Origin of the sequence: Armatimonas sp., assembly GCF_031410135.1 — a bacterium.
In the GTDB taxonomy this organism is placed as follows: Bacteria; Armatimonadota; Armatimonadia; order Armatimonadales; family Armatimonadaceae; genus Armatimonas.
The window spans coordinates 1-11,476 of record NZ_JANNYP010000497.1; the positions used below are offsets into that span (position 1 = coordinate 1).

The following is an 11,476-nucleotide window of genomic DNA, read 5'->3' on the forward strand; positions in this document are numbered from 1 at the left end:
CGGTGCATCTTGGGCGGCAAGGATCTGTTCAAAGCGTTGGCGAAGTCGCTGTTTCGTTTCTTCTGTCATCCCCCTATGATGACGACTTTAGGAGCAGAAGGCAAATCGGCTTGCCTCACCACTTTTTTGTCCTGCACCCGGCCCACCATGGCTCTTGCCAACACTCGTGGCCCTACTCCTTGTCCCCACCATCCTGACCCTCCGCCTCAAGCGCCACCGGATCAACCGATTCTTTGGGTTTCTCTCCCTCGCCGTTGTGACCCTAGCAGAGGTCTGGTCGCTGAGCCTGCTGGTGCTCTCTCTGCCACACCACACGCTCTCACCAGGACATCTTCTCAAAGCGGCAGGAGCCCTCTGGATCACCAATGTACTCGTCTTTGCACTCTGGTACTGGCGGCTCGATGCGGGTGGGCCACACCTGCGCGACACGCGGGAGCACCATCATTCGGGAGCCTTTCTCTTTCCCCAGCTCGGACTGGAGAGCCACGAGGGATGGAAGCCACACTTCGTGGACTATCTGTTTCTGTCCTTTAACCACAGTACGGCTCTCTCACCTACCGACACCGCCATTCTCTCACGCTGGGCAAAATGGCTCATCATGCTCCAGGCAAGTATTTCCCTCACTACCATAGCCCTTCTCGCGGCAAGGGCCATTAACATCCTCTAAGATTTTTTTCATCACCCTTTTTAATTGAGCATATTATGTTTCTAGATGGAACTTATTACCTGATTAATACCGCATTAGATTCATCCACGATGTGCTAAATAGATCATGGAGAAAACAAAAATGAAAAAACCAACGATTCAAAGAAAAACATACCACTCAGGATTTACGTTAATTGAGGTTTTTTTCGTGATTATAATTATCATGATATTTGTGGCGATCCTGTTTCCTACCTTCCTGGCGATCAAGTAAGAAATTATTATGCCTGAAGAGATCGAAGTTCCACTCGAAAGTATCCACGAGAAGCTCTCCGAGCTACACCACGAAGCCGAAGGGGGAAACTGGACGCGCTACATCGCCCTCTCCACTGCCGTACTTGCTGTCCTAGCCGCCGTCGGCTCGCTCCAGGCTGGAAAGTACATCAACGAAGCGATCCTAGAAAAGAACGACCAGATCGCCCACACAACCAAGGCGTCGGACCAGTGGAGCTACTACCAGGCCAAAGGGATCAAGGCCCTGATTGTTGGCAAAGACAATCCCAGCGAGGCCAAGCGCTACAAGCAAGAGCAAGAGGAGATCCAGAAGAAGGCCCAGGAGCTTGAAAAAGACGCTGAGCACGACGGTGCAACAGCCGCTTCCTACGTCACTCGCCACGAGCACTTCGCTCTCTCGGTCAGCCTGTTTCAGATCGCCATCGCCCTCTCTGCCATTGCTGCCCTCATGCGCCAGCGCACGCTCTGGCTCGTCAGCCTAGGCGCGGGTGTGGTCGGTGTAGCGCTCCTGTTCTATGGAGCTACGCGCTAAGAAAGAGAAGAGTGTTTTATGCGACTTCAGGGAAAAACGGCGCTCATCACGGGTGCCTCCAGCGGGATTGGGAAAGCAATCGCAATACGTTTTGGTGCGGAGGGAGCTCATGTCATTGTCAACTTCCTCGACCGAGGCAACAATAAAGCGGATGCCCAGGCAGTGGTTGAAACGATCACAGGAGCAGGGGGGAGTGCTCTCGCGATTGCGGCGGATGTCACGGATCGCGGCGCAGTCGAGGCGATGGTCGCGCAGCTCGTGGCGATCTATGGACGGCTCGATATTCTGGTCAACAACGCGGGTATCGAGATCAAGAAGCCCTTTTTGGAGATCACCGAGGACGAGTGGCTAAAGGTTATTGCGGTAAATCTCACGGGCGTTTTTCACGTCACCCAAGCGGCGGTGCGGGTCATGGCGGGGCAAGAGCCACTCCCAGAGCGTGAGGCACGCGGCAAGATTGTCAATATCTCCTCGACCCACGAGGACATCTCGTTTCCCGGCTACACAGCCTACTGCGCCAGCAAGGGCGGCCTGCGGATGTTCACACGAAATCTCTGCGTGGAGCTCTCCCCGATGAAGATCACGATCAATAACATCGCGCCCGGTGCTATCGCCACTCCCATCAACCAGTCGGTGCTTGCCAGTAAGCTAGCCGTCCGCAATACGATTCGGGAGATTCCCTGGGGGCGTTGGGGAACGCCGGAAGAAGTCGCCTCGACAGCGGTCTTTCTCGTCGGCGATGAGTCCGACTACCTGACCGGCTCGACCATCTATCAAGACGGTGGCCTCGCGCAGCAAGTCACCCAGTACTAGAGACAGTTCAACACCTCGACTCAGGAAACCAATAACATAATGAAGTGGCTCACTTTTCTGGCCGTCACACTTGTGGTCGCACCCGCTTTTGCACAGACTCCGCCGCCGCCACCTGATGCGGTCGCGGCTCCTACCGGCTCACAGCCAGCGAGTAATAACAATCGCTATCTATTGTTGCCGGACATCTCCTTTATCAGTGATGCACGAGGGCTTTTCACCAGCGATAAGACCAACCCGAACCGCAACAAATTTCTCTTGGACTCCGGCGAGCTGGCGATTCAGAGCTTTGTCTATCCGGGCATTAAGCAAGATGCTTTTATAGTCTTTGGCAACGGCGAGGCCAGAATAGAGGAAGGCTATGTGACGGTGCAAGACCTGCACTTTGCCAAGCTGCCCCTCTCGGCGACGGTCGGACGGCGTAAGGCTCCGTTTGGCCGCGTCAATCAGCTTCATCCGCACTCCTGGGCCTACATTGAGCCACCCACCGTGCTAAAGAATCTCGTCGCAGAAGAGAGCCTGACAGGCGATGGAGCGTATCTCTCGTATCTGTTTCCCACGAAGTTCTTCCTCCAGCTCGATGCAGGCTACTTCGGCCAGCCAACGCCTACTGAAGATGGCACCGCCCCCGAGAGCGGTGCGGGCTTCCGTGACACCTTCAGTACCCTACGCCTCTGGGGATCACAGCGGATGAGCGGCGGCGATCTGGAGCTAGGCGCTTCGGATGCCCAGGGCAAGGGAGTCGGCTATGGTGGTTTCTCCCCACAGAACACGCTCCACGGTCTGGATCTTACCTACCGTACGACGGCTACTGACAGCCAGCGCACTCTCGTAAGAAGTGAGTGGCTCTCCCACGAGCAAAAAGGTAGCGGCACGACCCGAAGAGCCGAAGGCTACTACGTCTCGGTAGACAAGCGCTCAGGGCCTTTTCGCTCGCTGGGGGTGCGCTACGACAACAGTGGCTCGCCGTGGGCCGTGGGGCGAGAGAAGTCCTTTTCGCTGATCCAGACCCACCAGCTCACCGAGCAGACCTACTTTCGCCTGCAAGCCACCCACGGCGACCGCCCCGGTCAAAAGGGCTTCAACGAGCTTCGCCTTCAGTGGGTCTGGGGAGTCGGGCCGCACACACACAACCTGGAATAACAAAGGAAATCAAAATGGAAGTTATCACTACCACCCCGGAGCTCGCCGCCATCACCCGCGAGCTGGTCGGAAATTTAGCCAATGTCACTTCGCTTGCCAAGTCGGAGACCAACTACCATCAAGTGGATGCCAAGCCCAGTGATGTGGTGCGAGTGGCCCGTGCCGATGTCTTTATGCGCTGCGGAATGGACCTGGACATGTGGGCTGATGCCCTTCTTGCCTCGGCTCGCAATGCAAAAGTGCAGCGCGGCGCGGTAGGCTACGTGGACGCGTCGGCGCGGGTTCGCAAGCTGGAAGTGCCCACTGGCGGCATCAATGGCGCGTCGGGCGATGTTCATTCGGCGGGCAATCCCCACTACTGGTTCGATCCCAAAGATGCCGTGGTGGTTGCCTATGAGATTCTGCTGGCGCTCTTAGCTGTTGATAAAGCCCACGCGACGGCCTACAACGCCAACTACAAGCGCTTCAGCGACGAGATCAGCTCACGTATGGCGGGTTGGGAGCGCACGCTGGCTCCGTTTAAGGGCCAAGGCTTTGTGGCCTACCACGATGAGTGGATCTACTTTGCCACCCGCTTTGGCCTGACCCCGTTCGGTTTTCTGGAACCTAAGCCCGGAATCCCGCCGTCGGGCGGCCATGTGACGGATCTGATCCAGCGCATGAAAGCCAGCAAAGTCCGCGCCGTGGTCATGGGCTCGATCTACTCCACCAAGTACGCCGACTTGGTCGCCAAGGAGGCGGGCGGGAAAGTCGCCGTGGTGCCGTACTCTGTCGGAGGCATGGGGACACGGAACTATTTCGACTACATCAACGCCATTGTGGAGGGCTTCGCGAAAGCGCTGCGCTAAGCTATGGAAAACACGCCGCTGATTACGTTTGACGATGCCACGCTAGGCTACGGGCGGCGCGTGGTGCTGCCCTCGCTCTCCTTCGGGCTGAGTGAGGGCGGCTACCTGGGGATTGTTGGTCCGAATGGGGCGGGCAAGACCACGCTGCTCAAGGCAATTCTCGGGATTCTTGCACCGCTCTCGGGGAAGGCGATCCACCACCGAAAGCTCACGTTTGGCTATGTCCCGCAGGCGCAGACCACCGATGATCTCTTTCCCATCACAGTTCAAGAGATCGTGGTGATGGGCCGCTACCGCCGCGTGGGGCTGCTCAAAAATCCAGGCAGCGAGGACAGGCAGCGAGCGGAGAGTGCGCTGGAGCAGGTGGGCTTGCCGCACCTGAGCACTCGCCTCTTTCGGGAGCTCTCAGGTGGACAGAAACAGCGCGTCTTAATGGCCCGTGCGTTGGTCTCGGAGCCGGATGTACTGGTGCTGGATGAGCCCACAAGCGCAATGGATATCGCCGCCGAGTCTGCGACTATGGAGCTGATCGAGCGGATTCACCAGCAGAGCCTCCTTCTGGTTGTTTTAGTCTCGCACAGCCTCAATATTGTCGCCAATCACGCCCGTACTGTGGCCATACTTGGTGGGACACACTTCCAGATCGGCCCCGTTGAAAAGATTGTCCAGCCCGAGACCCTGCGCGAACTCTTCAACTACGATTTTAAAATTCTTGAAGTAGACGGTCGGAGGTTGGTGCTTTGAAAAGGCTCTTTACTTTGTTTCTGGCGAGCTTGGCCCTTGTCCCTGCATGCGTCCAAGCACAAGCGCCCCCACCGCCGCCCCCTGAGGCACTGGCCCTTGAGGCGACTCCGACTCCCAGCACACCCACTGTATCAGCGTCTGAGGAGCACGAGCACGACGAAGCCCTCCCCGATGACCTCAAGCACGCCTCTGTGGCGAAAGTCTTTGGGCTGGACTTTATGCAGCGGGCACTGATCGCCGGGCTTGCCATCGGGCTGGTCGGGGCCTATCTCGGGGTTTTTGTAGTGCTGCGGCGCGTGGTCTTTGTGGGTATGGCCTTAGCCCAATTCTCCTCTGCGGGCGTCGCGCTGGGGCTCTTGCTCGGCCTTGCGCCGCTGCTTGGCTCGATTGGGATGATGCTCGTCGGAGTCTTCTTGCTCTCCCTGCGCTGGTCGCCACGGAAAGTCCGGCAAGACACCGTGATTGGCCTGGGCTACGTGCTCGCCTCCGCAGTGACCATTCTCCTGTTGGCGAAAAACCCACGCGGCGAGACCCAGCTTCTGGATATGCTCTCCGGCAATATCATCACGGTGACGGCAGCCGATACGCTGCTGACCATTGGTGCGCTGGCCGTAGTCTTTGTCTTGCACCGCCTCTTTGCCAAGGAGCTACTCTTTATCTCGTTTGACCCCGATACGGCGCAGGCAGCGGACTACAACACACGGCTCTGGGAGACGCTTCTGACCCTGAGCATTGGCATCGCGATCGCGTTCTCGATCCACGCAGTGGGCATCTTACTGACGTTTGGTACATTGGTCATCCCTGCTGTGAGTGCACTGCTTCTCACCCGGCGCATCAGCCATACCTTCACCCTGGCAGCACTCTTTGGAGCGGTTCCTATCCCTATAGGCCTGTATTTCTCGTTTATCTGGGATCTCTCGCCCGGTGCCCTGATTGTGGCGATTAGTACCGTATTACTAGTGGCCAGCGGGCTACTCTCACGACTACGTCACTAGTATGAAGATAATTCTCGCCCCTCTTTCTCTGCTACTGCTAGCCCCCCACGCCTTCGCCGACACAAAGCTTGTCGCAGAGATCACCACAGGCACGGACACATCCAAGCGGACGATCACCGTTCAGTTCCACGGCAACAAAGATCGCCGCGATGCCAGCAATGGAAGCATTGTCCTGATGGATCGTGATGCCAAGAAGGTCTGGGTGCTCAACCCCACTGACAATACCTACTGAGTGGAGCACCTCATTTCGGGAGTACCTCAGCCCAACTCTTAGCGTGGTTGGCGCACAACGCCAGCCTCTCATTCCCCATGCCTCCTTCAAGCTAGAGACCGTCAAAGAGGGTGCTCCTGACAAGGCTCCCTCTCCCGCCGCTGTTGCCCCTACCGATAGTACCCAGTGGTCTCTCAAAGGGCTGTTCTGGCTCCAGCCCTCCACACCAGGTGACGGAGGCATGGGCCGTGGTGGTGGAGGCGGTTTTCCCGGAGGCGGCAGTGGCTTCCCTGGCGGGGGGGATTTCCCTCGTCGTGGCGGCGGTGCGCCCTCGAGGCCTCTGATGCAGCTCAGCCCTGCTGGGCAGCTTTGGATGGCTTCCTGGAACTCGCAGACCGATCTTCCCGAGAAGGCGCTCCACAACCTGACGATTCTCATCACTGAGGAGCTTCTCCCCCAACAGAGCCCGCTACGGCAGGCATGGCAGGACGAGTTCAATCGGAAGAAAGCGCTCCCTCTCGCCGCAACGATTACGTCAATGTCGGGCAGTCCCACACTGCCCCCAACAGACAGTGGAGCGAGCGCACCGCTCCCTCAGCCACTTCCAGGAGCAGCGCCTCAAGGGGCGGCTCACTTCCACGCTAACACCCTAGACCGTTTCGCCCAGTCCACACATCACTCGTTGGGTTGGGTAGACTGGGCAGCCAATAATACCAAAGTATCGTTCCTTAAAATGCACATTGGAGGCGCGAGGAGATCAGTAGTAGCTCAGACGCTTGTTCGTCGCATCAAGGTCGAAAGCGGCAGGGGCGAAGCCTGGACCAGCCCACTCAAGCCACTCGGCTAGCTCACTGCCAGAAACCGAGCTAGAACCACCGGCTAGAGCCTTCAGAACCTCCTGGTAGCTCCAGATACCGCCACAGTCCTCAGGAGGGCAACGACGATCACCAGAAAGGCACTTGGGCCGTCCCCCACCGGATTCGACACGCTCCTCAAGCACAACCTCATGACGCCAGTTATCGCCCATGTCGTAGACATACACCAAACGGCTCCCCACCTCGGGAAAGGCACGATATAGGCGCAACGCTCTACCACTGCGATCCGGCCCCTCGCCAGGCTCTAAGGCAAACTGGTAGCGCGTCCCATAGGTCACCACTGCTTCGCCCTCGCCGATAACAAACTCGTGGAGATGGCAGTCCTGCCAGCCGAAAGCGCTCTGGATCAGGTGATGAAGCTGGTTCAGATTCAAAGATGCAGGAACCAGCAAGCGACGCCAGATAGGTGGGTCGGACTCTATAATCGTCACGCGAAGCTGGAGCGACCAGCGCGACTCCTCAAGCACTGTGGCGGGATCGAGGAACTCGCGGGCGGCTGTCTCCAGGTGAAAGTAGTCCTTCTGCCCAGTGATCCCCACGAGGTAGTGACCCAAGTACAGGGCAATCTCATCAGGAGCTTCCTGACGCTCCAGGCTGTAGTCCATCACTTGAAGGAACTGGGTCATGGTTCCCATGGTGACGCGGCAACGATCCGGGCCGGTGGGAACAAACTGTGGCTCGCCCATCGCAGCCAGCTCCTGCTCGACAATTTCAGGAGCAATGCAGAGCGCTTCGAGGCGCTGCTGCACCGCCTCCATAAAGCGCATCCCCAGCGTCTGGAGCGGCGCAGCAGGAAGCAGAACAGCCAGTCGACACCTCTGGCTAATAGCTAGGATGAAGTGCTTAGGTCTTACGGGCAGGTAAGTGGCGTACCAGTCTCCCAGCTTCGCGGTTGACTCTGTAGGGATGTCTGACTCTGTCTGGGTGCCAGACTTAATTTTTTTGGCGGGTAGCTTTAAGCGATCCAGGAGCTTCTTAGTGCAGCGTAGATTCGTCACAGGAGATAGGTTTGTTATAGAGTTTGGCCTGATGCTTTCCACTTTTTGTACAAGTCCCTCTGTTTCTCTGGGCGATCAAAGACGCCGAGGAGGCGCTCACGGCTAGTCGGGCTTACCTTTCCCATCTCTGCCTCGTAGCGCTTTCGCTCGGCCTCACAGAAGCTCTGGAAGGCTTCGTAGGATGCCCCACCCTGACTCTCCAAGGCAACCAGCTCAGCGGCGAGTTCGGCAACCGTCAGCGGTGGCGCGACAACTTCTGTGATCGCCTCATGTGGTGCTGGCTCTTGTTCATCGGCGATGAGACTTTCCTCGCCGCCCAGTCTATCTTCACCACCAAAGAGCCCCTGGCGGATGAGATCCCCCACCCCAAGGTCTGCCTGCTTCTGGGCGATGGTGGGAACGAAGACCTCGCGCTTCTCCAGCTCGCCCACACAAATCTTGTCAAAGTAAGCTCCCGGCCGGTCTAATGCTTGCTTTGCGTTGCCACTCAGACGCCTCCGTGTGGCTCGTAGAGCGGCGTTCCAGGCATCGAGCGTCCCTTTTCCTTCTGCGATCTCCCAGAGCTGCTGAAAACGCCTGAGACTCCCTTCGTCTCCGGTGAGGGCGACGAGCTCGGAGACGGCCTTATCTCGTATGGCATATATGCCCTTTCCCCCTTCGTTGGACGTTGAGATTTCTGAGTTTGGTATTTCGTCTTTGCGAACGTTCAACGCTCTTTCTTCTTGGAATCTAATATTCTTCTTATTCTCTTTATGTACACCGCAGTTCTGCGGTGTGGCCCAGGCCGCAGAACTGCGGTGTGGCTCCCCCGAAACTCCAGGCCGCAAATCTGCGGTGTGGCTTTTTCAGGAAGTGTAGGCATCTGTGGCCGCTCTTCAGGATGGTCTTGATAGTGGCATTCGTTCAGGGAGAAGCGCAGCGGTGTGAAGTCGTAGACGGTGTGGGTAAAGCGGTGTGTCTCCTCGTCACGGAACCTTTCGACCTTCAGGAGGCGCTTGTCAACGATCTTCTTGATGGTGCGCTGAACGGTGTCCACACTCTGTCCAAAAAGCTCCGCTAGGCGCTCTTGGCTGGGAGTGGGATTGGAGTCATCGTACTTGAAGCGCAGGATGCAGGTGATAAGCCAGCACTCCTCCGACTTGAGGCCGAGGCGGTGCGCGTAGGTGATCAGAGCATTCGGAACCTGAGTATGCCCAGACTGGGTGAAGGGATCATCTCCCCACTTCTGGGAGAAGGTTAGTCGCTTGCTCGTCTCTGCGCGCTGCATCGAATTACTCCTCGTCCTCTGCCATGTACGCCGCTAACGCCTGTTCCACGACATCTTGCTTGCGAAGACGGTTCTCGAAACAGTATCGATCTAGCGCCTCCATGGTGCCCACTGAGATACGAAACGAGGTCACTATGGTTGACGTGGGATCAGAGGCGGGCTGGCGCGAGCGCAGCGTCCTACCATCTCTGCGACTCGGAGCTGGGGGTAGTGGTTCTTGCTTTGTAGTATTGTTTGTTTGTTTCTTTGTTGGTTTGATTGATTGTTTGTTAGTCGTATTGCTTGTTTGTTTTGTAGCTGTTTCTGGAGCAACTGCTTTGAGTGCCTCGGGTTCTGAAGATGTTGCTAGAGGGGTCTCCTGTTCGACTGGCGGAATGTCTGTTTGTAGTATTGTAGTATTGTTTGTTTGTTGGTCTGTTTCTTTGTCGGTTAGATTGTTTGTTTCGGAATCCTCTGCGTGCTGGGTATTCAGCGCCCGAAGCATCGCCGCAGGATTCTTGGGAACCGTCAGGCCGCGACCCGCTGGTCTCTCAGACATAGTTTAAATGTCTCCTTCTCTTGAAAGTCGAAAGCCCTTGAACTTGAGGTCGTCTACGGCCATGCGGATGCACTCCAGGTCGACGGCCTTCTTACGAAGGGCAAAGGCATTTACTAGGGCGGCATCGCACAATACACAGAGCTCACGAGGCACACCGCTTCCCGCGTTGTAGATGGTCTTATGGACTTCGTGGGGGAGGATCGTATCAAAGTCACCACCTGCCACCTCAACCCGGTAGCGCAGCATAGCGAGTGCATCGTCATAGGTGAGGGGGTTCAGGTTTGCCCCACCCGTGATCCGCGACTTAAGCGCGGGTTTCTGGGTGAGCTTATTTGCGAAGTTGGGCTGTCCGAGCAAGATGATCTGAATCAGCTTTACTTTTTGCGTCTGGACGTTGGAGAGGGTCTGGAGCAGGTCAAGGTTCGCCCGAGAGATTGTCTGGCACTCATCAAGCATCAAGACCACGATCTTACCCGCCTGGTACTGCTCAATGAGGAAGACCTGGAGCCGATCCTTGAGGTCTTGCAGGTTGCGGGTTGTCTCGATGCCAAAGGCTTGTAGCACCACCCGCAGAAACGCGGCAGGCGTGGCTGCGGATGGATCGGTAATGTGGGCGACCATATAGGTATCGGGGTCTTCTTCCCAGCTGTTAAGCAGGAGCTGAGAGAGGGTGGTCTTTCCCGTACCAACCTCGCCCATGAGCAGGAATATTCCGCGCCGCTCACTAACCGAGTAAGCGACCTTCGCAACGGCGAGCTGGTGCTCCCGCGTGTCATACGCGAACTGAGGGTCTGGCGACGTAGAAAACGGTGCCAGCTTCAGTCCGAAGTGCTTCAGATAAAGACTCAAGTCCATCCCTTCCTCAGGTGATCCTTGCACCAGGTGCAATGATACAGTTTCGGGGATTATACCTGCTTTTTCAAGAGTCGCTACGGATGGATCAAAAAATAATTGTGATGGATCTCGCGGGCTCATTAAGGGAGCCATTTTGCTTTGCGCTTACTTTTGTTCCAAGTACGCACGCCCCATCGTCGCATGGCTTTTACTCGGGTTCGCAACTTCAGGGCTTGTCGAATCAGGATGGAGTCGTCGTGCTCTGAAAAGGAGAAGCCGTAGCGCGAGAGGGCTCGCCAAGTGAGTGGGGCCAGGCGCTCACCTGTCAGGAGTGTATAGAGTGGGCAGAGGTGCCCGATGAGCAGCGCGATCCCTGCGATAGCCAGGAAGCTACTTGGAAACCACGGAGTGGGCTTCTTGGGAAGGTAGTCCATCCCATACCAGAAAAGCCATCCCATACCTGCACAGTAAGGGATCGCGAAGACACATTCCCTCAAGTTGCGAGCCATATCAACGACCCGCGCCCCAACTTGGATCGCCTCACCCTTCGCTCCACAGGACTGACAGAACTTATGCCTGCTCTCACTTGGGGTGCGGTTGTCGCACCCCTGTGTGCCACAATGATTTGAGACACTTTCCGTTCCCTCTATATCTCCCCAGGGCAAAAAGGAAAGAACCAGAATGAGCATCACTATGGCCCACCCAAACGGCAACTCCGTCTATCAAAACCCGACAGGGATTCCTC

16 protein-coding genes are annotated in these 11,476 nt (G+C 56.9%); 10 read left to right on the forward strand and 6 right to left on the reverse strand.

Features of this window, described 5'->3' with window-relative positions; all coding sequences use genetic code 11:
- Nucleotides 1-166 precede the first annotated feature (166 nt).
- The 10 genes from RMO15_RS18490 to RMO15_RS18530 all read left to right on the forward strand — a co-directional run bounded on the left by RMO15_RS18490 (nucleotide 167) and on the right by RMO15_RS18530 (nucleotide 7,066).
- Nucleotides 167-667: a hypothetical protein gene (locus RMO15_RS18490; protein WP_309715151.1), complete on the forward strand. Its 501-nt coding sequence runs from the start codon at nucleotides 167-169 to the stop codon at nucleotides 665-667.
- A 120-nt stretch (nucleotides 668-787) separates the two neighbouring features.
- The gene (locus RMO15_RS33360; RefSeq protein ID WP_369016135.1) at nucleotides 788-916 is read left to right on the forward strand and encodes a prepilin-type N-terminal cleavage/methylation domain-containing protein; all 129 of its coding nucleotides are present in this window, start codon (nucleotides 788-790) and stop codon (nucleotides 914-916) included.
- A gap of 9 nt (nucleotides 917-925) precedes the next feature.
- A complete protein-coding gene (locus RMO15_RS18495; RefSeq protein WP_309685297.1) occupies nucleotides 926-1,468 on the forward strand; it encodes a DUF4337 domain-containing protein in 543 nt (180 codons plus the stop codon).
- A gap of 18 nt (nucleotides 1,469-1,486) precedes the next feature.
- Nucleotides 1,487-2,281: a glucose 1-dehydrogenase gene (locus RMO15_RS18500; RefSeq protein ID WP_309685299.1), complete on the forward strand. Its 795-nt coding sequence runs from the start codon at nucleotides 1,487-1,489 to the stop codon at nucleotides 2,279-2,281.
- A 39-nt stretch (nucleotides 2,282-2,320) separates the two neighbouring features.
- Nucleotides 2,321-3,421, forward strand: a complete 1,101-nt coding sequence (locus RMO15_RS18505) for a hypothetical protein (RefSeq protein ID WP_309685301.1) — start codon at nucleotides 2,321-2,323, stop codon at nucleotides 3,419-3,421.
- Nucleotides 3,422-3,435: 14 nt separating this feature from the next.
- Nucleotides 3,436-4,269: a metal ABC transporter substrate-binding protein gene (locus RMO15_RS18510; RefSeq protein WP_309685303.1), complete on the forward strand. Its 834-nt coding sequence runs from the start codon at nucleotides 3,436-3,438 to the stop codon at nucleotides 4,267-4,269.
- A gap of 3 nt (nucleotides 4,270-4,272) precedes the next feature.
- Complete coding sequence (locus RMO15_RS18515) at nucleotides 4,273-5,013, forward strand: metal ABC transporter ATP-binding protein (RefSeq protein WP_309685305.1); 741 nt, start codon at nucleotides 4,273-4,275, stop codon at nucleotides 5,011-5,013.
- On the forward strand, nucleotides 5,010-6,008 hold the full coding sequence (locus RMO15_RS18520; protein ID WP_309685306.1) for a metal ABC transporter permease: 999 nt from the start codon (nucleotides 5,010-5,012) through the stop codon (nucleotides 6,006-6,008). The genes RMO15_RS18515 and RMO15_RS18520 overlap by 4 nt, the downstream gene beginning before the upstream one ends.
- Nucleotide 6,009: 1 nt before the next feature.
- On the forward strand, nucleotides 6,010-6,240 hold the full coding sequence (locus tag RMO15_RS18525) for a hypothetical protein (RefSeq protein ID WP_309685308.1): 231 nt from the start codon (nucleotides 6,010-6,012) through the stop codon (nucleotides 6,238-6,240).
- Nucleotides 6,241-6,283: 43 nt separating this feature from the next.
- Nucleotides 6,284-7,066: a hypothetical protein gene (locus RMO15_RS18530; RefSeq protein ID WP_309715153.1), complete on the forward strand. Its 783-nt coding sequence runs from the start codon at nucleotides 6,284-6,286 to the stop codon at nucleotides 7,064-7,066.
- On the opposite strand, the gene RMO15_RS18535 is transcribed toward RMO15_RS18530, so the two are convergent.
- The 6 genes from RMO15_RS18535 to RMO15_RS18560 all read right to left on the reverse strand — a co-directional run bounded on the left by RMO15_RS18535 (nucleotide 6,977) and on the right by RMO15_RS18560 (nucleotide 11,189).
- A complete protein-coding gene (locus RMO15_RS18535; RefSeq protein ID WP_309697454.1) occupies nucleotides 6,977-8,092 on the reverse strand; it encodes a plasmid pRiA4b ORF-3 family protein in 1,116 nt (371 codons plus the stop codon). The genes RMO15_RS18530 and RMO15_RS18535 overlap by 90 nt on opposite strands.
- A gap of 14 nt (nucleotides 8,093-8,106) precedes the next feature.
- Nucleotides 8,107-8,802, reverse strand: a complete 696-nt coding sequence (locus RMO15_RS18540) for a hypothetical protein (protein ID WP_309715155.1) — start codon at nucleotides 8,800-8,802, stop codon at nucleotides 8,107-8,109.
- The gene (locus RMO15_RS18545; protein ID WP_309697450.1) at nucleotides 8,799-9,359 is read right to left on the reverse strand and encodes a helix-turn-helix domain-containing protein; all 561 of its coding nucleotides are present in this window, start codon (nucleotides 9,357-9,359) and stop codon (nucleotides 8,799-8,801) included. The genes RMO15_RS18540 and RMO15_RS18545 overlap by 4 nt, the downstream gene beginning before the upstream one ends.
- Nucleotides 9,360-9,363: 4 nt before the next feature.
- Complete coding sequence (locus RMO15_RS18550; protein WP_309697448.1) at nucleotides 9,364-9,897, reverse strand: hypothetical protein; 534 nt, start codon at nucleotides 9,895-9,897, stop codon at nucleotides 9,364-9,366.
- Nucleotides 9,898-9,900: 3 nt separating this feature from the next.
- Complete coding sequence (locus RMO15_RS18555; RefSeq protein WP_309715157.1) at nucleotides 9,901-10,752, reverse strand: AAA family ATPase; 852 nt, start codon at nucleotides 10,750-10,752, stop codon at nucleotides 9,901-9,903.
- A 119-nt stretch (nucleotides 10,753-10,871) separates the two neighbouring features.
- Nucleotides 10,872-11,189: a hypothetical protein gene (locus RMO15_RS18560; protein WP_309715159.1), complete on the reverse strand. Its 318-nt coding sequence runs from the start codon at nucleotides 11,187-11,189 to the stop codon at nucleotides 10,872-10,874.
- Nucleotides 11,190-11,476 lie beyond the last annotated feature (287 nt).

What these genes read in the sequence shown, in the direction of transcription:
- RMO15_RS18515 (WP_309685305.1), top strand. Translation starts at nt 4,273, where the DNA reads ATGGAAAACACGCCGCTGATTACGTTTGACGATGCCACGCTAGGCTAC.
- RMO15_RS18550 (WP_309697448.1), bottom strand. Translation starts at nt 9,897, where the DNA reads ATGTCTGAGAGACCAGCGGGTCGCGGCCTGACGGTTCCCAAGAATCCT.
- RMO15_RS18560 (WP_309715159.1), bottom strand. Translation starts at nt 11,189, where the DNA reads ATGGGATGGCTTTTCTGGTATGGGATGGACTACCTTCCCAAGAAGCCC.
- RMO15_RS18525 (WP_309685308.1), top strand. Translation starts at nt 6,010, where the DNA reads ATGAAGATAATTCTCGCCCCTCTTTCTCTGCTACTGCTAGCCCCCCAC.
- RMO15_RS18505 (WP_309685301.1), top strand. Translation starts at nt 2,321, where the DNA reads ATGAAGTGGCTCACTTTTCTGGCCGTCACACTTGTGGTCGCACCCGCT.
- RMO15_RS18555 (WP_309715157.1), bottom strand. Translation starts at nt 10,752, where the DNA reads ATGGACTTGAGTCTTTATCTGAAGCACTTCGGACTGAAGCTGGCACCG.
- RMO15_RS33360 (WP_369016135.1), top strand. Translation starts at nt 788, where the DNA reads ATGAAAAAACCAACGATTCAAAGAAAAACATACCACTCAGGATTTACG.
- RMO15_RS18500 (WP_309685299.1), top strand. Translation starts at nt 1,487, where the DNA reads ATGCGACTTCAGGGAAAAACGGCGCTCATCACGGGTGCCTCCAGCGGG.
- RMO15_RS18495 (WP_309685297.1), top strand. Translation starts at nt 926, where the DNA reads ATGCCTGAAGAGATCGAAGTTCCACTCGAAAGTATCCACGAGAAGCTC.
- RMO15_RS18510 (WP_309685303.1), top strand. Translation starts at nt 3,436, where the DNA reads ATGGAAGTTATCACTACCACCCCGGAGCTCGCCGCCATCACCCGCGAG.
- RMO15_RS18545 (WP_309697450.1), bottom strand. Translation starts at nt 9,359, where the DNA reads ATGCAGCGCGCAGAGACGAGCAAGCGACTAACCTTCTCCCAGAAGTGG.